Raw genomic sequence first — 21,478 nt, 5'->3', positions numbered from 1 at the left:
AGAAAAGTGGTAAACGCAAAATCAACCACATGCATTTTGCTTTATCGTACTAGGCTCTCATAGTAACATGTCCCTCGCACATGTGTAACCGACAGGTAAAAAACATGTTAGATAACAACAATAAGGAGCTCTTATGCCTTGGATTTATACTATTGCTGGATTGCTAGTGGGGATAATAGTCGGAGTGCTGATCACTCGTTTAATGACGCCTCAATACAAAACGCAGAAGAATCTGCAAAAAGAACTCGATAGCGCCAAATTTAGTTTAGAACAGCAGCGTCAAGAACTGGCTGACCATTTTGCACAGACAGCCGAAATGCTCGACACTCTAGGTAAGGATTACACTAAGCTCTATCAGCATATGGCAAAAACCGCCAGCGATTTAATCCCTCATTTGCCAGAGCAAGATAATCCGTTTAGTCGACTCGCCCAGCAAAAAGAGCAAGAGAATAAACAACCCGAAACGTTAGAACAGCCGCCGAAAGATTATGCTTTAGGTGCAAGTGGTTTGCTGCGTGGTGAAACCAAAGCGATTATTCACTCAGCCGACTTAGTCAATAATACCAAAGCCAGTTAATTTTATTCACCTCAGAGCATGGTGAACTTTGCAAAGGTTTTTGAGTCATAACTCACAGATTATTGGTTGATGTTTGTGGAAATAGACCTATTTTCTATTTCAGCCAAATGTGTATTTGTTGAGGAGTTTATGATGAAAAAACCTTTGCTTATTTTAACTGCTCTATCTCTTAGCTTGGGCACGATACTTTCACCGTTACCTGCCAGCGCAGCCCTTCCCCTTTCTGTCAATGGATCGCAAATACCGAGTCTTGCGCCGATGCTGGAAAAAGTCACCCCAGCGGTAGTCAGTATTGCAGTGGAAGGCACTCAAGTATCAAAACAGCGCCTGCCGGATCAATTTCGTTTTTTCTTCGGCCCTGATTTTCCAACCGAACAACTGCAAGAACGTCCATTTCGTGGACTTGGCTCAGGCGTCATTATTAGTGCTGAGAAAGGTTATGTAGTCACCAACTATCATGTCATCAATAGTGCAGAAAAAATTCGCGTTAAACTGCATGATGGCCGGGAGTTTGATGCCGAACTGGTCGGTGGCGATGCTATGTCCGATGTCGCGTTGCTCAAACTCAGCAAAGCAAAAAATCTCACCGAAATTAAAATTGCCGACTCAGATGTGCTACGGGTCGGAGACTTTGCCGTAGCGATTGGTAACCCATTTGGTTTAGGGCAAACCGTCACCTCTGGCATTATCTCCGCGCTTGGGCGCAGTGGCTTAAATATCGAAAATTTTGAAAATTTCATTCAAACGGATGCCGCCATCAATAGCGGCAACTCAGGCGGGGCACTGGTCAATCTCAATGGTGAGTTGATCGGAATTAACACCGCGATTCTAGGCCCCAATGGCGGTAACGTCGGGATCGGCTTTGCCATTCCTTCGAATATGATGAAAAACCTCACCGATCAAATTTTGGAGTTTGGTGAAGTCAAACGCGGCATGCTGGGAGTGCAAGGAGGCGAAATCAGCTCTGAGCTAGCCGATGCGCTCGGTTATGAATCCTCTAAAGGTGCGTTTGTCAGTCAAGTGGTCGCCAATAGTGCAGCGGATAAAGCGGGTATCAAAGCCGGCGATATCATTACCTCACTCAATGGTAAACCGGTTGATACCTTCTCGGAACTGCGCGCTAAAGTGGCCACCTTAGGTGCCGGTAAAACCATTACTCTTGGCATATTACGCGATGGTAAAAACCAGAGTGTTTCCGTTACGCTCGATGAACAGCAAAATGCAAAAACCAAAGCCGAATCACTGCACCAAGGTCTAAGCGGTGCAGAGCTCAGTAACACGGATGACAGCGATCCAATTCAAGGGGTTAAAGTCACCGAGGTACAAAAAGGGTCGGCGGCTGAGTCTTACCAACTACAAAAAGATGACATCATTATCGGTGTAAACCGTAAGCGGGTAAAAAACATTGCCGAGTTGCGTGCCATCATGGAAAAATCGCCGAATATTCTGGCATTAAATATTCAACGTGGCGAACGGACCCTGTATCTGGTCGTTCGTTAAACTTCAGCCCTGCGTTACCGCTCATTCAGCGGTAACGCAGTCCGTACTCTTCACACCAGCATTAACCAGAAAAACGAGACCATAAACGTTTTCGATGTCACTTTGGCGAAATGCACTTCCAGTGTTATTCTTGACCACTTACCGTCCGTCATTTATCTAAATTTGAGTTGGGGAAACTATGCTGAAATTTTGGGTTCGCTCAATCAGCCTTGGGGTATTTGTCGCAATCATCATCATTGGGCTAACCCCCTCATTACGTGCCAAACTACTCCCTGTCGTCAATTCTCAACCGCGTCATATCAGCGCATTACAGATATCGTTTAATCAAGCGGTGCGCAATGCCGCCCCTGCAGTCGTCAATATTTATAACCGTAAATACAGCGAAAGCGATCACCGCAAACTGTCGATTCAAGGTTTAGGCTCAGGGGTAATTGTCAGTGAAAAGGGCTATATCATTACCAACTATCATGTCGTGGCTCAAGCCGATCAAATTGTGGTGGCACTACAAGATGGCCGAGCCGCAGCAGCGCAGCTGGTTGGAAAAGATCGCCGCACTGATATCGCAATATTGCGCGTCGAAGGGACTGGGTTGCCAGTCATTCCACTCAATCCCGATTATCATCCCCAAGTGGGTGATGTGGTGTTAGCAATTGGTAATCCTTATAATTTAGGGCAAACCACCACATTTGGGATTATTTCAGCCACCGGTCGTTCATCGATCAGCGCTGATGGACGACAAGCATTCATTCAAACTGATGCGGCGATCAATGAAGGCAACTCTGGAGGAGCCTTGGTGAATACCGAAGGGGAATTAGTTGGGATCAATACCGCCTCTTTCCAACAAGCTACCGATTTTGAAACCTATGGCATTTCATTTGCGATTCCTTACGCTCTCGCCAGCAAAATCATGACCAAAATCATTGCCGATGGGCGGGTGATCCGCGGCTATATTGGGGTAGATGGACAAGATATTAATTCAATGACCTCACGCTTACTGGGCAATGAACATGTGGGTGGGATCATCATTTTAGGCGTGGATCCCACGGGACCCGCGGCACAAGCCGGCCTATTAGAGCAAGATATCCTGCTCAAAATTGATGGTAAAAAAATTAATGGCCGGCAAAATGTAACCGATACCGTGACCGATCTTAGACCAGGCACCGTGGTCGATTTGACTTTGCTGCGTAAAGGCCAAGAAATGGTGGTGCCAGTGACAATTGGTGAAGATGCCCGCGAATAGCTTGCAGTTTCGCGTCTAGCACCGCCAAAATTTAAATGGTTAAGCATGAATATCAAGCAACCATCATCAATAAACAATCATCACTCAATACAAAAAAGCGGAGCCCTTGGGCTCCGCTTTTTACTACGAGAACGAGAGTTCTAGCATTACTTCTTAGCCAGCTTCTCTTTGATACGAGCAGCTTTACCAGACAGGTCACGCAGGTAGTACAGTTTGGCACGACGTACTGCACCGCGACGCTTAACTTCGATGCTATCAACTACTGGAGAGTGAGTTTGGAACGTACGCTCAACACCTTCGCCGTTAGAAATTTTACGAACGGTGAATGCTGAGTGCAGACCACGGTTACGGATTGCGATTACGATGCCTTCGAAAGCCTGTAGACGCTCACGGTCACCTTCTTTTACCTTAACTTGAACCACAACAGTGTCGCCTGGTGCAAATTGAGGCAGGTTTTGTTTCATTTGCTCTTGTTCTAGAGCCTTGATGATGTTACTCATTGTCTAAATTCCTAGAATAAACTGATACTAAATTTAATAGGTTACTGATGCTGAGCCTGTTTAATAAACTCAACCAGTAATTGTTCCTGTTCGTCAGTCAGAGCTAGGTTTTCCAGGAGCTCCGGTCTTCTTAGCCAGGTTCGGCCTAACGACTGTTTCAGTCGCCAGCGACGAATGTCCTCATGATTGCCAGATTTCAGTACTGAGGGTACCTCTTTTCCATCCAATACTTCAGGACGCGTGTAGTGCGGACAATCTAACAGACCATTGGCAAAAGAATCTTCTTCTGCTGACGCAAAATCCCCTAGCACTCCCGGTATAAACCGCGAGACTGAGTCAATCAACGTCATGGCTGGCAGTTCGCCGCCGGTCATTACGAAATCGCCGATTGACCATTCTTCGTCAACCTCCGATTCAATAATCCGTTCATCTACCCCTTCATAGCGACCGCAAATCAGAATTAAATTCTGGCTTTGCGCCAGCTCTTCCACACCTTGTTGGTCGAGTTTACGACCTTGTGGAGAGAGATAAATCACTTTCGTCTTACCCGGTGACGCTTGTTTCGCCGCATGGATGGCATCGCGCAAAGGTTGCACCATCATCAACATGCCTGGACCGCCACCGTAGGGTTTATCATCGACTGTGCGACGCTTGTCATGAGCGAAATCACGTGGATTCCAAGTCTCAACTGACAATAACCCTTTTTTCACCGCCTGACCTGTTACTCCAAAATCGGTAACGCTGCGGAACATTTCAGGAAATAGGCTAACAATGCCAACCCACATGTTTCCTCGCTTATTCGATTTTTGAGTTAAAACGCAGGATCCCAGTCAACTTCGATCCGTTGAGCTTGGCGATCAACAACTTTGATCACTTGCTCTTCAAGAAACGGGATCAACCGTTCCTTTTGGCCGAAAGCATCTTTCAGATTCGCTTTCACTACGAGAACATCGTTGGAGCCGGTTTCCATCATGTCAGTTACAACGCCAAGGTCATAACCGCTGGTGGTCACCACTTGCATACCAAACAATTCACGCCAGTAGAACTCATCTCCTGACAATTCTGGTAATGATGCGGGGTCAATTGCGATTTCAAAGTTAGTCAGCAGGTGTGCATCTTCACGAACATCAAGCCCTTGAAGTTTCACTACCCAACCTTTGTTGTGGCGTTTCCAGCCTTCTACTTTGTACTCTACCCACTCACCCTTTTGTTCAATGAACCAAGGGCTGTAATCGAAAATACTTTCTGGATTGTCTGTGTAGGAAAAAGCTTTAAGCCAGCCACGAATGCCGTAAGAAGAACCTAATTTTCCCACAACCAATTTTTCGTGTTGCTTGCTCATCGTTTCTTTACCTTTCATCGACATAAACTAGTGATTACTTAATTGTAATAATTAAGCCGCTTTTTGAGCGGTTTTAACTAGTTGCGCTACGCGGTCAGACATAGATGCGCCTTGTGAAACCCAGTGGTTCACGCGATCCAGATCCAGGCGCAGGCCTTCTTCTTGGCCAGCAGCAGTCGGGTTAAAGAAACCAACTTTCTCGATGAAACGGCCAGTTGCTGAGTTGCGGCTGTCTGCTACAACGATTTGATAAAATGGACGCTTTTTCGCGCCGTGACGTGCCAAACGAATGGTTACCATGTCGTCCTCTTTGCTTTTCAAAAATAAAATTAACCCCGAAAACCGGCTTGCAAAAATTTTCACAAAATCAGTTTGGGGTCTCGTGCCAAAATAAAGCCTCGGAATTCTACTCTTATTGCGAGGCTTTGCAAGGGGTTTAGCTACTTTTTCACCAGCAAAAAGCGCGCGCCATTACTGTGATTCAGCTAACAGATTGAAAGGTTAATGCTTCATCTACTCCGCTGGTGATAGTGTCATTAACGACCAAAGAAACCGCCGCCCAAACCACCACGACCACCACCCATCAGGCCTTGCATGTTACGCATCATGCCTTTCATGCCGCCCTGCTGCATTTTTTTCATCATTTTTTGCATCTGAGTAAATTGCTTAAGCAGACGGTTCACATCTTGCACTTGAGTACCAGAGCCCGCAGCAATGCGCTTTTTACGTGAACCTTTGATCAACTCAGGATGCTGACGCTCTTTCATGGTCATTGAACTGATCATCGCTTCCATCTGCTTAAAGACCCGATCATCGACTTTATCTTTCATATCGACTGGTAATTGCGACATACCAGGTAATTTATCGAGCATGCCCATCATGCCGCCCATATTTTTCATCTGGCCGAGCTGTTCACGGAAATCTTCTAAATCAAAGCCTTTCTTTTCTTTGAACTTTTTCGCGAGCTTTTCCGCTTGTTGCTGATCAACATTACGCTGCAAATCTTCAATCAAGGACAGCACATCACCCATACCGAGAATACGTGATGCAATCCGATCTGGATGGAATGGTTCTAGTGCATCGGTTTTTTCACCGACCCCCAAGAATTTAATTGGCTTACCCGTGATATGACGTACCGATAGTGCAGCACCACCACGGGCATCACCATCAACTTTGGTCAGAATAACCCCAGTCAACGGCAGTGCATCACCAAACGCTTTGGCGGTATTGGCTGCATCTTGACCGGTCATCGCATCGACCACAAACAAGGTTTCGACTGGGTTGATGGCTTTATGCAGCGCCTGGATTTCCGCCATCATCTGCTCATCAATCGCCAAACGACCAGCCGTATCGACAATCAATACGTCGTAGAATTTTTTCTTGGCGTGATCAATCGCAGCGTTAGCAATATCAATCGGTTTTTGATCCGGCGTTGATGGGAAGAAATCGACACCTAAATCATTAGCTAGCGTTTCCAACTGTTTGATCGCCGCGGGGCGATAAACGTCGGCGGAAACCACCAGCACTTTTTTCTTTTCTCGCTCTTTAAGAAGCTTGGATAGTTTACCCACCGAGGTGGTTTTACCGGCACCTTGTAAACCGGCCATCAGAATAACCGCCGGTGGCTGAGCCGCGAGATTCAGCGCTTGATTCGATTCACCCATCACAGCTTCAAGCTGCTGACGAACGATCTTAATGAACTCTTGGCCCGGAGTGAGTGATTTAGAAACCTCAACACCCACAGCGCCTTCTTTGACTCGCTGCACAAAATCACGCACCACAGGTAGCGCAACGTCAGCTTCTAACAATGCCATACGCACTTCGCGCAGGGTATCTTTAATATTGTCTTCGGTAAGACGACCTTTGCCGCTGATATTTTTCAGCGTTTTGGATAAGCGATCGGTTAAATTCTCAAACATCTTTTTTCTCTGCGCTAAGCGGCGGTAAATTGGCGTGAGTATACCTTAGACAAACGGGCAGGCATACCCGTTGCTGATGGCTGAGATTCACGAATCGTAAATTACCCGACCTTTTGTCTCACCTATACCCAAACCACTTGAAGTTGCAGGTAGGAGGCTAGTGAGTGAGTCGCCATAAGCATAGGCAAACTATGTGATTGGGGTGAACGAACGTAGCCAACACCGCTGCAGCTTTAAGTAGGAAGGGTATATCAAAAACAGCGCATTTCCAAAGTAGCCCATTTACTAAGAGCAAGGTATAATTCGCCCACTTAACCTTTATCTATGTGGCAGGTATGGAAAACTTAATCGCGATTGTCTCGACGATGCTATATCTCTTATCGATTGCGAATATCGTACCTGGACTGGTCAAGCAAACCGGGATCCGAGCTAAAACCGTATTTATCAGTGCCGCAATTGCACTGCTGTTTCATGCTTGGTTACTCAGTGATTTGATCCTGCATGGTAGTGGACAAAATTTAAGTATCCTCAATGTCGCGTCGCTGATCAGTTTTATTGTCTCTTTGGTAATGAGTTTAGCCATGTTCAAGGCTCGGCTTTGGTTTTTACTGCCCGTTGCCTACAGCTTCTCGGCACTAAATCTTTGTGCCGCTACCTTTCTACCGAGCAGCTTTATTACTCACTTAGAGAGTGACCCTAAATTATTACTGCACATTTCTTTGGCTTTGTTTTCTTATTCGACCTTAACCATCGGTGCGCTATATGCGTTGCAGCTAGCTTGGCTTGACCATAAGCTAAAGAGCAAAAAAGTCTTGTTGAATAATCCTAACTTGCCACCACTATTGATGGTCGAGCGCCAACTATTTAAGATTATTTTGATTGGTAACTTATTATTGACCGGAACATTATTAACTGGCTTTATCTTTGTTCAGGACATGTTTGCACAAGGTAAAGCGCACAAAGGTATTTTGTCATTTGTCGCTTGGATAGTGTATTCGGTTTTGCTCTGGGGACACTACCGTAAAGGTTGGCGAGGTAAAAAAGTAACATGGTTTGCGATAGCCGGAGCCACCTTACTCACTTTGGCGTATTTCGGTAGCCGTTTTGTACGCGAAATCATTTTACGCTAATAAGCGGTATCAATCGGGCATTGATCTGATTCGGTTTTATTTTTTAATTTTATTAGCACTCTACCATAAGGAAAATTAGCGTTTTGGACGACATATCAACGGGTATCTTATTTGCGCTACTCGCGTGTCTTATTATTATTTCTGCCTACTTCTCCAGTTCTGAAACCGGCATGATGGCCCTCAATCGCTACCGTTTGAAGCATTTAGCCAACAGTGGCCATAAAGGCGCACAGCGGGTAGAAAAGCTATTGGCTCGTCCAGATCGTTTGATCGGTTTAATCCTAATTGGTAATAACCTGGTCAATATTCTCGCCTCAGCGATTGCGACCATTATCGGTATGCGTCTGTACGGTGATTTGGGGGTTGCGATTGCCACCGGGGCGCTGACTTTGGTGATTCTGGTCTTTGCAGAAGTGACACCAAAAACCTTAGCTGCGCTATATCCTGAGCGGGTTTCTTACACCAGTAGCGTATTACTGTCGGTACTGATGAAGCTATTCTCACCTTTGGTGGTATTCGTCAATGTAATCACTAATGGTTTGATCCGTGTCCTTGGTATTTCACCGCATAGCAAAGGCGATCATCTCAGCTCGGAAGAGTTGCGTACTGTGGTCAATGAAGCAGGCAATCTGATCCCTCGTCGTCACCAAGATATGTTGCTATCGATCCTCGATCTTGAACATGTCACGGTCAATGACATCATGATCCCACGCAATGAGATCAGCGGGATCAATATCAATGATGATTGGAAATCGATCGTGCGTCAGTTGGTCCACTCACCACACGGACGCATCGTGCTGTATCGCGACAAAATCGATGAAGTGGTCGGTATCCTGCGCTTGCGCGAAGCGGCACGCTTTATGTTAGAGAAAAACGACTTTAATAAAGAGATGCTCTTGCGTGCTGCGGATGAAATATATTTTATTCCAGAAGGAACCCCGCTTAATGTCCAGTTGGTTAAGTTTCAACGGAATAAAGAGCGAATTGGTCTGATCGTCGATGAATATGGGGAAATCATTGGCTTAACTACGCTAGAAGATATTTTAGAAGAGATTGTCGGTGAATTTACCACCTCGATGTCACCCAGTTTAGCCGATGAAATTACCCCACAAGGAGATGGCAGCTTCTTAATTGAAGGCAGCGCCAACATTCGTGACATTAATAAGAGCTTAAAGTGGAAACTGCCGACCGACGGCCCAAGAACACTGAATGGCTTAATTTTGGAGCATCTTGAAGAGATCCCAGCCAGTCACCTGAGTGTCAAAGTAGCGCAGCATAAGATGGAGATCTTGGAGTTAGAAGAGAACCGGATCAAGCTGGTTAAAGTCTATCCCAAGAAAACTAAAGCTGGCTTGGTGTAACCACTCGCAAACCAACGAAAATAAGCAACAAAAAGCCCGAACCAAAAGTTCGGGCTTTTTCATATATCAAGCAAACTCAAGCCGAATTTAGTTAGCGTTTAGCTGATGAAGCATCGCTTCCGGTAGTGCCAACTCTTCATTACGGTTCACGGCAATACCAGCGGTAATCACTTGCTGGGCAATCGCTTGTGCTTCTGCCAGTGAGTGCATTGCTGCCGTGCCACATTGGTATCGATTTAACTCAGGGATATGCGCTTGGCTTGCGACTTTCAGCACATCGTGCATGGACGCTAACCAAGCCGTCGCCACTTGCTGCTCGCTAGGCGCACCAATCAAGCTCATATAAAAACCGGTACGACAGCCCATAGGCGAAATATCGATGATTTCCACCTCGCGGCCATTTAAATGCTGACGCATAAATCCGGCATACAAGTGCTCTAGAGTATGAATACCCCGCTCAGACAAAATGTCCTGATTGGGCAAGGTAAACCGCAGATCAAACACCGTAATAGTATCCCCTTTGGGGGTTTGCATCGTTTTAGCCACCCGCACCGCAGGTGCCTGCATACGAGTATGATCAACCGTGAAACTGTCTAATAATGGCATTACTTTGCTCCCTGATTGGCGCGTTAGTCACGCGCCATTTGCCAACTAACCTTAAACCGTCTCCTGCAAGTACGCAAAATATTGCGTTAAGTAAGCATCGAAACTGAGCGTATCTTTAGCTTCAACCTCTGCTTGAGCTTGCGTAGAGCGGCATACTTCCTGTTCCATCACATCGAGTGAATAATATTGGTAGTGATGCTGCAAATTCTCCGCGCGATATTGATTACCGAGCGCACAACCGGTTTTGCCCAAACCGCCATGCTGTTTAATTTGCGCCAAAATCTGTGCTGATAAAGTCAGCTCTGGATTATCAATCCAACCTTCTAGCTTGTCACATACGACTTGGTAAGCTTGCCCACCTAGCGCAGCATCCATGGTTTGTGCTATAGCACGTAAATCAGCAAACACCCGCTTGGCCCAAGTTTGCAAAGTCAGCACTTCACCATGACAACCAATTTGTAGCTCTAAACCAGGTTTACGCCCTTCTAACACCACTTTGCGCCAGTTATCACGCCAACAGGCAAGTTCACAATTGCCCATCGGATCGGAATCCGATAGCGCACACCAAGCTAAAAAGAGGTCGAGAAAACGTACTTGATCTTCGTCGATACCAATCGGACTAAACGGATTGACATCCAGTGAACGCACTTCGATGTACTCGACGCCAGCACGAGCTAACGCTTGCGAAGGTCGCTCACCACTTTGCGTCACTCGTTTGGGACGAATTGGCGCATACAGCTCATTTTCAATTTGCAGTACATTGCTGTTGAGCTGATGATATTGTCCCTCAACCTTAACCCCAAGTTTGGCAAACTGTTGCGATGGAGTACGGATCGCTTCATTCACTCCTTGCAGATACTGCTCTATGCTATTGAAACCAATTTGCAGCACACTTTGCGCGCTGTTGGTATAGCCAAGATCACTGAGGCGCAATGAAGTCGCATAAGGCAGATATAACGTGTTACCCAGCGACTCAAACGGCAGATCGGTTTTACGCCCTTGTAAGAATGAAGAGCACAGCGCCGGTGAGGCACCAAACAGATAAGGGATTAACCAGCCGAAACGGTAGTAGTTGCGGATCACCCCAAAATAAGCAGCCGATTGGCTGGCTTGGCGAGTTTGTGGATCTTGCTCGCCCAATAATGCATCCCAAAAACTAGTAGGGAAGGAAAAATTAAAATGAACGCCAGAGATGATCTGCATCAGGCTACCATAACGGCGCTTAAGGCCTTCACGGTACAAGGTTTTCATTTTGCCGGTATTCGATGAACCATATTGCGCCAGCTCGATACCCTCTTCACTGCCGACATAACAAGGCATCGAGAGCGGCCATAGCTTTTCCTCACCCAATTTGCTTTGTGCGAAATGGTGAATATCCGCCATCTGAGCCAGTAGTGTATCCACATCATGAGAAACCGGAGTAATAAACTCCAACAATGATTCAGCAAAATCGGTGGTGATCCAGCGATGAGTTAATGCCGAGCCCAGCGCTGCTGGGTGTGGTGTTTGCGTAAGAGCGCCGTCTGGTGTGTAACGCAAAGATTCGCGCTCCAAGCCACGGCCAAAGTTTTGAAAGACTTCTGGTTTGTTTGCAACTGTTTGTAGTCGCTCGGCAAATTTACTCAAAATACGCTTCACTTATATCGGTAGTTATGATCGAATGCCGCCAGTGATATCGAACCATTACGCGGCATAGCGAGTAGGGGCAAACTGTGCCCGACTAATAAATGTGTCCTCTAACGGAGGATTTCAAGCTCTTCTAGGGCAATACCTAACTTTTGTAGCTGCGGTTTAAGCCGCTGACTATCACCGACGACAATGATCTGATAATCATCTGGATTAAACCATTGCGCCGCCAACTGATTGAGCGCAGTACGCTCAACACTTTTGACTATCTGATTACGCTGCTGCAAATAATCCCGATCTAAACTGTAGGTCAAAATATTCGCAATCAGTTGCGCTTTTTGCGCCGGAGTTTCATACAGCAACGCCTCTTGTTGCCCAACGGCTAAACGTAAAAAGGCCATCTCCGGCTCACTGATCCCCGTTTGGCTGAATTGACGCATCTCTTTGATCATTTCTTGGATGGCATCCAGCGTAACATCGGCTCGTACTGGCGCATTAAATACGATCGCCCCAACTTCACGATTGCTGGCAAAATAGCTTCCCGCACCATAGGTATAACCTTTATCTTCACGCAGGTTTTGGTTGATACGGCTATTAAAGTTACCCGCCAGATTAAAGTTGGCCAACTGAGTTAAATAGAGTTCACCAGTGGCATCAAACGGGAGGCCTTGGCGCACCATACGAATGATACTCTGCGGTGCTCCTGGCTTATCAACCAAATAGATTTTTTGCTGAGTCAAATGAGGGATGGTCTGTGGCTGGATCAGTGGTGCAGGCTGACCTTGCCAATCTGCGATAAACTGCAACTGCTGTGTAATCTCTGCTGCACTGATATCTCCCACTACCGCAATTTGTGCCCCATGAGGGGTGTAATGCTGACGGTAAAACCGCTGCACATCTTGCAAGGTCAACTCGGCAACCGATGCTTCACTGCCCTCACCTGAGCGAGCAAACAAGCTCTCTCCCCACAACACTTGGCGTGTCGCCTGCGAGGCTAGCCAACTCGGTTGCTGATGCTGATACACCAAACCCTGCAGCATCTGTTGCTGTAGACGCACAAAATCGCTGTGGTTAAACGCCGGGGTCAGCAGCATCTCTTTCACCACTTGTAAGGTGGCCGCTAAATTATGACTTAAACTCGAGACCACAATGCTGGTTGAATAAGCCCCAGCCGACACTTGCACACTCGAACCCAGTTGATCCAATTGCGCCTGTATCGCCTCTGCACTACGCTGCTGACTACCCTCTTGCAGCAAGCTGGCGGTTAAATTGGCTAATCCTTCTTTACCAATCGCCACCTGACGTTCGCCCGCAGGCAACTGAATTTCCATCAAAACAGTCGGCGTTTCATCGGTTTGGGTGCCGAGTAACTGTACACCATTATCAAAATCGACCCGATACAACATCGGCAGATGTGCTTGAACCGGCTCTGCCACCGCAGGTATGTGCGCACGATCAAAATCATCTTTCACTTGTCGATAAGCCAACTGCTGCTCAGTAATTTTTTGGTATTCCGGTAGCTGACGCGCCGGTGTGGTAAAGGTCGCCGCACGCACCGCAAAGTCGGTTTTGCCTTTAGCGACCACACTTAAGGTCACTTTCGGTTGATCATCAAGATAATGACCAAAAACCTGCTGCACCGCTTGTGGCGTCACCGCTCGCAACTGCTCTAACTGGCTGGCAATCCGATCCGGTTGCTTGAAGAAAATTTGATTAGCGGCCAATTGGCTCACTTTGCCTTGCACACTTTCTAGCGCAAATACCGCATTCGCCTCTTGTGAGCCAATGATCTGCTCTAAGCGCTGAGTTGTAACACCTTGCTGCTTAAATTTTTGCAGCACTTGCAAGGTTTGTTGGTAGAGTGGAGCCAATTGACCGGCCTCACCAGCCGGTGCCATGGCATAAACATAAAAGGTACAGGCCAATTCAGCACAATCTTGGAATGCTCCGGCATCGACCGCTTTTTGCGTTTTCACCAGTTCTTGGTACAACAAACTGTTATTACCACTGCCTAAGACATTCGCCAGTACATCCAGTGCCACCTGATCATCCGCGCCTAAATATTGAGTTGGCCAACCAATCAACAGCATTGGCTGCTGCACGCGATCTTCTAACGTAATAAAACGATCTTCGCTTAAGCGCGCGGGCTGTTTCGGCGCATCAACTACTTCTGGACCTTGCTCAATCGAGCCAAAATATTTTTGCACCCAAGCCAAGGTCTGTTGAACATCTAAATCACCACCTAGGGTTAAGACGGCGTTGTTTGGCCCATACCAACGCAAGAAAAAGGCTTTCAGATCATTAACATCAACCCGATCTAAATCGCTGACATAACCTATCGTTTGCCAAGAATAAGGATGCCCTTCGGCATACAGTGCTTCGCCCATTCTCTCCCACATCAGGCCATAAGGACGGTTATCGTAGTTCTGAGCGCGCTCATTTTTGACGGTATCGCGCTGAATTTCAAACTTACGCTGCGAGACCGCTGAGAGCAAAAAGCCCATGCGATCCGCTTCCAGCCATAACACTTTTTCCAACTGGTTGGCTGGCACCGTTTCAAAATAGTTGGTGCGATCACGATTAGTGGTGCCATTGAGAGTACCACCGGCTTCGGTGATCAAACGAAAATGTTGCTGATCGCCCACATGCTGTGAACCTTGAAACATCATATGTTCAAAGAAATGAGCAAAACCTGATTTACCAATCTCTTCACGAGCGGAGCCAACATGATAAGTCACATCCACATGCACCAGTGGATCGGAGTGATCCGGCGCCAAGATCACCGTTAGTCCATTATCTAAGCGATATTTGCTATACGGGATCATCACCTTACCCGGCTGGGCCGGCACTTGTTCAATTAGGGTGACACCTTGCGGCAGCGAAGAAAAATGTGGCCACCATGATTCAGAAGCACTACATCCAGCCAATAGCCACAGCAATAACCCATAGCTGCCAATTTTTCTCATCATTTATCCTTACCATACGCCGTAATATAAGGCTGCCAGCAGTGAATAGCGCAGCCCTTTACCGATCAAAATCATCAAACATACAGGGATGGCCCTGAAACGCAACCAACCGGCGGCTAAACAGAGTGGATCACCAATGATCGGTAACCAACTTGCTAATAACGCCCAATATCCATAACGTTGTAGCCATAACTTGGCTTTATGACCTTGTTTTTGAGAATCAGTTCGATGGGGCAACCATAAACCTAACCCATAGTTAGTCATGCCGCCTAAGGTATTACCTGCAGTCGCAATCAACACAATCAACCAAACCGGATGCTCAGCCAGCGCTAAGCTGGCCAACAGCGCCGCTTCTGATCCACCCGGTAATAAAGTGGCACTAAGAAAACCACTCCAAAACAGTAGACCCAGTGGTGATTCAGCAAGCTGCGTGGTCAGTGGTGCGCTGACATCTTGCAGCCACACTAACATTTCATATCGAGCAGTAACTTGCCTCGGGTATGGCCAGTTTCAATCTGGGCATGAGCCAAACTGGCTTCCGCTAACGGGTAAATGTGCTGAATTTCCAAATGCAGTAAACCGACACTCATCATATACAACATGGTATCGAGCTGTTCAGGATTAGGATCCACCAACATACCGCTGGCTTGGAAACCGAGCAGTTTAGCTTTTTCGCAAATCAGCTCAGCACTTAACGTTGGCACTGTGACCACGCGAGCATGGTCGTTTAAACATTTAAGCGCATCTAACGCGACATCACCGCCGACTAAATCGATCAACACGTCAACATCTTGTAGGCGCTGCGACACCGGCGCAAATTGATAGTTGATGGCATGAGCGCCGAGCGTGGCCAGAAAATCTAAATTGGCTTCACTACAGGTGGTAAAAACCTGCGCTTTCGCCGCCAGCGCGATCTGTACCGCAATATGCCCAACGCCACCGGCTCCCGCTAAAATCAAAACTCGCTCACCTTCTTGTAACTGAGCTTTGCTCAGTGCCTGCGCTGCGGTTTGTCCGGCTAACGGTAACGCGGCAGCGGCTTCTAAAGTCACGCTATCTGGCACGAGACTGAGTTCAGATTCCGCAACACAAACATACTGACTATAACCCCCTCCACGCAGTGGAAAGCCAATAAAACCCGCCACGTTATCACGCAAGTTAAAACGGCGAACCCCATCACCGAGCGCGATCACTCGCCCTGCAATATCATATCCTGGCGTCCAAGGGAGTCGGTCTTTATTCTGTGCAGCAGCCCAGCCTAAACCCGCACGTGTTTTCACATCGATAGGATTGATACTGGCGAAAGCGACTTTGACTAACACTTCACCACTTTTTGGGGTAGGTATTGCAGTGGTATGCATCGCCAATACCTCTGAACCGCCAAATTGGGGGATGACAATTTGTTTATTTTCCATTTCCACTCTCCCGAGCCGATCCATAAAAAAGGATGCCGAAGCATCCTTTTGAATATATACCTATTTTTTAATACCTTAATACTGCAGCGCAAGACTTAACCTAGCAGAGTTGATGCTAAGTTAACCTGCCAAAGCTAACAAAATACCTGCAGCAACCGCAGAGCCTAACACACCTGCCACATTCGGCCCCATCGCATGCATCAACAAAAAGTTTTGTGGATTCGCAGCTAAGCCAACCTTATTCACCACTCGTGCAGCCATAGGAACAGCGGAAACCCCAGCAGCACCAATCAGTGGATTGATCGCCTCTTTGGAGCATTTATTGAGAATTTTAGCCATGATCACCCCAGTTGCGGTGCCAATACTAAATGCGATCGCACCTAATACCAGAATGCCTAAGGTTTGCACATTCAAAAAGTTATCCGCTTGCAGTTTTGAGCCAACCCCCAGACCAAGAAAGATGGTGACAATATTGATCAACTCATTTTGCGCCGTTTTTGACAAGCGATCCACCACCCCAGCTTCGCGCATTAAATTGCCTAAACAGAACATGCCGATTAAAGGGGTCGCGGTCGGCAAAAAGAGGATCGCCATCAGTAATACCAAGAGTGGGAATACGATCTTCTCGGTTTTTCCGACATGGCGCAATTGAGCCATGGTGATATTGCGCTCTTCAGGAGTGGTTAATGCTTTCATGATCGGCGGCTGGATCAGCGGCACTAATGCCATATAGCTATAAGCTGCCACCGCAATCGCGCCGAGCAAATCTGGCGCTAGCTGACTAGACAAAAAGATCGCGGTTGGGCCATCCGCACCACCGATAATCGCAATCGAGGCGGCATCGGCCAAGCTAAATTCAATACCCGGCACAAAATTAAGCAAAATCGCACCAAATAAGGTAGCAAAAATACCAAACTGTGCCGCTGCGCCTAACCATAAGGTTTTAGGATTGGCAATCAAAGCGCCAAAGTCAGTCATCGCACCGACGCCCATAAAAATCAGCAACGGAAATATGCCTGACTCAATACCGATATAGTAAACGTAATACAGCAAACCACCAGGTTCGGTAAACCCAGCATTAGGGATATTGGCTAACACCGCACCAAAACCAATCGGTAGCAGTAATAGTGGCTCAAAACCCTTGCGAATCGCTAAGAACAGCAAACCACAGCCAACCATAATCATAATGATTTGCCCAAACGCAAAGTTGGCAAGCCCAGTTTGCTGCCATAAGGTGATAAATCTCTCCATGATCCGCCCTTACACCAAACTCACTAACGGTGTACCGACTTGTACGCTATCGCCAGATTTGACCAGCAGCTGCTGTACCACGCCGTCACGCAGCGCACGAATTTCCGTTTCCATTTTCATCGCTTCTAACACAATCAACACATCACCTTGTGCAACTTCAGCTCCAGATTCAACTTGGATTTTAAAAATCGTGCCCGCTAAGGGAGCGGTGATGGTTTCTCGCGTTTGAGCGGCGTTGGTACTGATAGGTTGCGGCGCCGTTTGAGTTTGCGCAGCGGCGGCAATTGAAGTGAGCTGACCTTGTGGGCCAACTTCCACCTCATATACCACACCATCGACTTTGACACTATAGGCCTCGACCTGAGTGGCGGTGTTAGATGCCGCAACAGCAGGGGCTGGTTTTTTATCTGGAGCGGGTTCAAACGCTGCTGGATTATGGCGATTTTTTAAAAACTTAAGGCCAACTTGCGGGAATAGCGCATAGATCAATACATCCTCAACCTGAGAATCGGCTAAGGTGATGCTTTCTTCTTGTGCTTTTTTAACTAACTGCTTGGTTAATTGATCCAACTCAGCCGGTAATCTATCCGCCGGTCGACAGGTGATCGCCGCTTGCCCCTCTAATACACGTGCTTGCAGCTCAGCATTAACGCTAGCAGGGGTGGCACCATATTCACCTTTCAAAACACCGGCCGTCTCTTTGGTAATACTTTTGTAGCGCTCACCCGCCAACACATTGATCACTGCTTGGGTGCCGACAATTTGTGAGGTAGGGGTGACTAAAGGAATAAAGCCAAGATCTTGACGTACACGAGGGATCTCATCAAGCACCTCATCTAACCGATGAGCAGCACCTTGCTCTTTTAACTGCCCCTCCATATTAGTCAGCATACCACCTGGCACTTGAGCGATCAGGATCCGCGAATCGACCCCTTTTAGCTGGCCTTCAAATTTGGCGTATTTTTTACGCACGGTTCGAAAATAAGTCGCAATCGGCTGCAATTGTTCCAATTTCAACTGAGTATCACGATCCGTGCCTTGTAACATAGCCACCACAGTTTCCGTCGCAGTATGGCCATAGGTTTGGCTCATCGATGAAATCGAGGTATCGAGAATATCAATCCCCGCCTCAACAGCTTTGATCGCCGTTGCAGTAGATAAACCAGTAGTGGCATGACAATGCAATGCTAATGGCACCGCACAAGATTGTTTGATCCGCGAGATCAGCTCTTCAGCTTCATAGGGCTTGAGTAAGCCAGACATATCTTTGATGCATAAAGAATGACAGCCGAGATCTTCTAAACGTTTGGCCAAATCAACCCACGTTTCGGTATTGTGCACTGGACTGGTGGTGTAAGACAAAGTGCCTTGAGCATGCGCGCCAACTTCAATAGTGGCTTTTACTGCCTGTTCAAAGTTGCGTACATCATTCATCGCATCAAAAATACGAAAGACATCCATACCATTGGCATGCGCACGCTCAACAAATTTAGTGACCACATCATCGGCATAATGCCGATAGCCAAGCAGATTTTGCCCACGCAGCAACATCTGCATTGGCGTATTGGGCATGGCTTTTTTTAAAGCGCGCAAACGCTGCCAAGGATCTTCGCCTAAAAAACGAATGCAAGCATCAAAGGTTGCTCCGCCCCAGGTTTCCAAAGACCAGTAGCCAATCTTATCCAATTCAGCCGCGATTGGCAGCATATCGTCAATACGCATTCGCGTAGCAAAAAGTGATTGATGTGCGTCACGCAGGACCACATCGGTGATAGCAAGTGGTTTAGCCATGTTGATTAACTCCTTTTAATCCTGATTTACTGTTGCGCAGCACGGTGCTGATGCACCGCAGCAGAAATAGCCGCCACGACTTGTGGGCTCACGCCATCGGTTATCGGTTGAACGGTTTGACGGTGGTTGGAGGTTACAACTGACTCAATGACCTCTTGAGGTATCAATCGAGACATCAGTTGGACTAAATATACGAGGATGGTAAGAAACAGAAATACCACCACCATTCCCGTTGCCATTAACGTAGCGGCATCAATCAGTAAACTTCCAATATGTGTCATGTTGCTTCCTTTTTGTCATCCTGACATTATTCTACTCACCAGCGTGATCGCCGAGCAGAAGGGACGAATTATCTCGACTGCACCATTATTGTCAATTTGCTTACCCGCACTCTTTTGCCTAGACCACAAATTAGAGCAAAAAATCATCGCAATCGTAGCAAATCAGTAGCCTGCATTTTCTATTCACTGCACTGCAACCCGGATAACGGGCTTAAACAATAACGAAGAGATCGATTTTCCTTCATTTCAATCAAGCTAACGTGAAAAATGGGCAAATAATGCGATGAAGTTAATAGAGAGAAAAATATCTTCTACAAAACAGGAGGTTGTTGCTTAAAGTACGACACTGTCTTTGCAAGATGTCAGTTTGAAAGATGTCAGTTTGAAAGATGTAGGTTTGAAAGATGTAAAAAGCCCTGCATTTTCATGCAGGGCTTATAATATGGCGCGCTCGAGAGGATTCGAACCTCTGACCGCCTGGTTCGTAGCCAGGTACTCTATCCAGCTGAGCTACGAGCGCGCAATTGAGTAATGATTCGCTATTTCACTAGCAGGGAATTACCCTTAGTTCTGAATAAGACTAGCTCTTAAACGGAAAATAATGGCGCGTCCGAGAGGATTCGAACCTCTGACCGCCTGGTTCGTAGCCAGGTACTCTATCCAGCTGAGCTACGGACGCGCAGGCTTTTGATTGTTTAAGCCATGATTGCTTGCGCAATCGCAGGTTTCACAATCCACTCCCAAATCATCAGAAGTGTTAAATAATGGCGCGCTCGAGAGGATTCGAACCTCTGACCGCCTGGTTCGTAGCCAGGTACTCTATCCAGCTGAGCTACGAGCGCGCAATTGAGTAATGATTCGCTATTTCACTAGCAGGGAATTACCCTTAGTTCTGAATAAGACTAGCTCTTAAACAGAAAATAATGGCGCGTCCGAGAGGATTCGAACCTCTGACCGCCTGGTTCGTAGCCAGGTACTCTATCCAGCTGAGCTACGGACGCGCAGGCTTTTGATTGTTTAAGCCATGATTGCTTGCGCAATCGCAGGTTTCACAATCCACTCCCAAATTATCAGAAGTGTTAAATAATGGCGCGCTCGAGAGGATTCGAACCTCTGACCGCCTGGTTCGTAGCCAGGTACTCTATCCAGCTGAGCTACGAGCGCGCAAGCTGTGAACTATATCACAAATATTTTCTCTGGAACAAAAAAATTGACCATCGGCCAACAAATGGCGGTGAGGGAGGGATTCGAACCCTCGATACGGCTATAAACCGTATACTCCCTTAGCAGGGGAGCGCCTTCAGCCTCTCGGCCACCTCACCACTTACATATTCCAGAAGAATATGGCGCGTCCGAGAGGATTCGAACCTCTGACCGCCTGGTTCGTAGCCAGGTACTCTATCCAGCTGAGCTACGGACGCGCTGTGGCTTATCGAAATAAGCAGTGCAAGAATGGCGGTGAAGGAGGGATTCGAACCCTCGATACGGCTATAAACCGTATACTCCCTTAGCAGGGGAGCGCCTTCAGCCTCTCGGCCACCTCACCGTCTTGCGGAGGCACATATTACGATTTACCAAAAATATGTCAAACACTTTCTTGGCAAAAAATGGGTTAAACCACTCAACCGTTGGTAAATTAACCAAAGCGCTGAGAATTTACACTTTATCCGTAAAAACACGCGGATAAACAAAAAGGTCGGCGTGATAAGCCGACCTTGCTGTGATAATTAGTAGTTGCCTGAAGCAACGCCACCATTACCTTTTTCTGCTTGAATGCGCATGTAGATTTCTTCACGGTGCACAGACACTTCTTTCGGTGCATTAACACCGATACGGACTTGGTTACCTTTTACACCCAATACCGTCACGGTCACTTCATCACCGATCATCAGGGTTTCGCCAACACGGCGAGTCAAAATAAGCATTCTTAGCTCCTTGAGTAATCTCTGTATTTTCTTGCAACCAAACTATTA

19 protein-coding genes and 8 tRNA genes are annotated in these 21,478 nt (G+C 47.0%); 5 read left to right on the top strand and 22 right to left on the bottom strand.

Going from position 1 to position 21,478, the window contains the following annotated elements:
- Positions 1–133: 133 nt before the first annotated feature.
- The 3 genes from zapG (at position 134) to degS (ending at position 3,317) form a co-directional block, all read left to right on the top strand.
- Entirely contained in the window at positions 134–577 is a 444-nt protein-coding gene (gene zapG / locus OOK74_RS02285) for a Z-ring associated protein ZapG (protein WP_274722397.1), read from the top strand.
- 132 nt (positions 578–709) lie between these two features.
- Positions 710–2,077 (top strand): Do family serine endopeptidase, encoded by a 1,368-nt coding sequence (locus tag OOK74_RS02280; RefSeq protein ID WP_166013629.1) that lies wholly within the window; start codon positions 710–712, stop codon positions 2,075–2,077.
- 178 nt (positions 2,078–2,255) lie between these two features.
- Positions 2,256–3,317 (top strand): outer membrane-stress sensor serine endopeptidase DegS, encoded by a 1,062-nt coding sequence (gene degS, locus OOK74_RS02275; protein WP_278183046.1) that lies wholly within the window; start codon positions 2,256–2,258, stop codon positions 3,315–3,317.
- Between the two features lie 146 nt (positions 3,318–3,463).
- Here degS and rplS read toward each other — a convergent pair whose 3' ends face one another.
- The 5 genes from rplS to ffh form a co-directional block, all read right to left on the bottom strand.
- Positions 3,464–3,817 carry a 50S ribosomal protein L19 gene (gene rplS / locus OOK74_RS02270; protein ID WP_274722394.1) on the bottom strand — a complete coding sequence of 118 codons (354 nt, stop codon included), beginning with the start codon at positions 3,815–3,817 and terminating at the stop codon, positions 3,464–3,466.
- A 41-nt stretch (positions 3,818–3,858) separates the two neighbouring features.
- The gene (gene trmD, locus OOK74_RS02265; RefSeq protein WP_274722393.1) at positions 3,859–4,602 is read right to left on the bottom strand and encodes a tRNA (guanosine(37)-N1)-methyltransferase TrmD; all 744 of its coding nucleotides are present in this window, start codon (positions 4,600–4,602) and stop codon (positions 3,859–3,861) included.
- A gap of 26 nt (positions 4,603–4,628) precedes the next feature.
- Entirely contained in the window at positions 4,629–5,183 is a 555-nt protein-coding gene (gene rimM, locus OOK74_RS02260) for a ribosome maturation factor RimM (protein ID WP_274722392.1), read from the bottom strand.
- A gap of 27 nt (positions 5,184–5,210) precedes the next feature.
- On the bottom strand, positions 5,211–5,459 hold the full coding sequence (gene rpsP / locus OOK74_RS02255; RefSeq protein ID WP_166013634.1) for a 30S ribosomal protein S16: 249 nt from the start codon (positions 5,457–5,459) through the stop codon (positions 5,211–5,213).
- Positions 5,460–5,695: 236 nt separating this feature from the next.
- A complete protein-coding gene (gene ffh / locus OOK74_RS02250) occupies positions 5,696–7,078 on the bottom strand; it encodes a signal recognition particle protein (RefSeq protein ID WP_278183045.1) in 1,383 nt (460 codons plus the stop codon).
- Positions 7,079–7,413: 335 nt separating this feature from the next.
- On the opposite strand from ffh, the gene OOK74_RS02245 reads away from it, so the two are divergent.
- The gene (locus OOK74_RS02245; protein ID WP_278183044.1) at positions 7,414–8,208 is read left to right on the top strand and encodes a cytochrome C assembly family protein; all 795 of its coding nucleotides are present in this window, start codon (positions 7,414–7,416) and stop codon (positions 8,206–8,208) included.
- A gap of 83 nt (positions 8,209–8,291) precedes the next feature.
- A complete protein-coding gene (locus OOK74_RS02240; protein WP_274722390.1) occupies positions 8,292–9,569 on the top strand; it encodes an HlyC/CorC family transporter in 1,278 nt (425 codons plus the stop codon).
- An 87-nt stretch (positions 9,570–9,656) separates the two neighbouring features.
- Here OOK74_RS02240 and luxS read toward each other — a convergent pair whose 3' ends face one another.
- The 17 genes from luxS to csrA form a co-directional block, all read right to left on the bottom strand.
- Positions 9,657–10,175, bottom strand: a complete 519-nt coding sequence (luxS, locus tag OOK74_RS02235) for an S-ribosylhomocysteine lyase (protein WP_274722389.1) — start codon at positions 10,173–10,175, stop codon at positions 9,657–9,659.
- A 51-nt stretch (positions 10,176–10,226) separates the two neighbouring features.
- The gene (gene gshA / locus OOK74_RS02230; RefSeq protein WP_278183043.1) at positions 10,227–11,801 is read right to left on the bottom strand and encodes a glutamate--cysteine ligase; all 1,575 of its coding nucleotides are present in this window, start codon (positions 11,799–11,801) and stop codon (positions 10,227–10,229) included.
- A 110-nt stretch (positions 11,802–11,911) separates the two neighbouring features.
- A complete protein-coding gene (locus tag OOK74_RS02225) occupies positions 11,912–14,767 on the bottom strand; it encodes a M16 family metallopeptidase (protein WP_278183248.1) in 2,856 nt (951 codons plus the stop codon).
- A gap of 9 nt (positions 14,768–14,776) precedes the next feature.
- Complete coding sequence (locus OOK74_RS02220; RefSeq protein ID WP_278183042.1) at positions 14,777–15,238, bottom strand: YqaA family protein; 462 nt, start codon at positions 15,236–15,238, stop codon at positions 14,777–14,779.
- Complete coding sequence (locus OOK74_RS02215) at positions 15,232–16,182, bottom strand: NADP-dependent oxidoreductase (RefSeq protein WP_278183041.1); 951 nt, start codon at positions 16,180–16,182, stop codon at positions 15,232–15,234. The genes OOK74_RS02220 and OOK74_RS02215 overlap by 7 nt, the downstream gene beginning before the upstream one ends.
- 120 nt (positions 16,183–16,302) lie before the next feature.
- Entirely contained in the window at positions 16,303–17,433 is a 1,131-nt protein-coding gene (locus OOK74_RS02210; RefSeq protein WP_278183040.1) for a sodium ion-translocating decarboxylase subunit beta, read from the bottom strand.
- Between the two features lie 9 nt (positions 17,434–17,442).
- A complete protein-coding gene (oadA, locus tag OOK74_RS02205) occupies positions 17,443–19,224 on the bottom strand; it encodes a sodium-extruding oxaloacetate decarboxylase subunit alpha (RefSeq protein ID WP_278183039.1) in 1,782 nt (593 codons plus the stop codon).
- Between the two features lie 26 nt (positions 19,225–19,250).
- A complete protein-coding gene (locus OOK74_RS02200) occupies positions 19,251–19,505 on the bottom strand; it encodes an oxaloacetate decarboxylase subunit gamma (RefSeq protein WP_278183038.1) in 255 nt (84 codons plus the stop codon).
- A gap of 443 nt (positions 19,506–19,948) precedes the next feature.
- Positions 19,949–20,025: transfer RNA gene (locus OOK74_RS02195), tRNA-Arg, on the bottom strand.
- Positions 20,026–20,107: 82 nt separating this feature from the next.
- Positions 20,108–20,184 (bottom strand) — tRNA-Arg (locus tag OOK74_RS02190).
- A gap of 86 nt (positions 20,185–20,270) precedes the next feature.
- A tRNA-Arg gene (locus OOK74_RS02185) sits at positions 20,271–20,347 on the bottom strand.
- 82 nt (positions 20,348–20,429) lie between these two features.
- Positions 20,430–20,506: transfer RNA gene (locus tag OOK74_RS02180), tRNA-Arg, on the bottom strand.
- Positions 20,507–20,592: 86 nt separating this feature from the next.
- Positions 20,593–20,669: transfer RNA gene (locus tag OOK74_RS02175), tRNA-Arg, on the bottom strand.
- 65 nt (positions 20,670–20,734) lie between these two features.
- Positions 20,735–20,827 (bottom strand) — tRNA-Ser (locus tag OOK74_RS02170).
- 22 nt (positions 20,828–20,849) lie between these two features.
- A tRNA-Arg gene (locus tag OOK74_RS02165) sits at positions 20,850–20,926 on the bottom strand.
- 32 nt (positions 20,927–20,958) lie between these two features.
- Positions 20,959–21,051 (bottom strand) — tRNA-Ser (locus OOK74_RS02160).
- A gap of 181 nt (positions 21,052–21,232) precedes the next feature.
- Complete coding sequence (gene csrA / locus OOK74_RS02155) at positions 21,233–21,430, bottom strand: carbon storage regulator CsrA (RefSeq protein ID WP_000906485.1); 198 nt, start codon at positions 21,428–21,430, stop codon at positions 21,233–21,235.
- Between the last annotated feature and the right edge of the window lie 48 nt (positions 21,431–21,478).

It is taken from the genome of Vibrio misgurnus (genome assembly GCF_029635775.1).
Lineage (GTDB): Bacteria > Pseudomonadota > Gammaproteobacteria > Enterobacterales > Vibrionaceae > Vibrio > Vibrio chanodichtyis.
The sequence above is the reverse complement of the archived record's forward strand: the minus strand, read 5'-3'. Positions and strand labels throughout refer to the sequence as shown.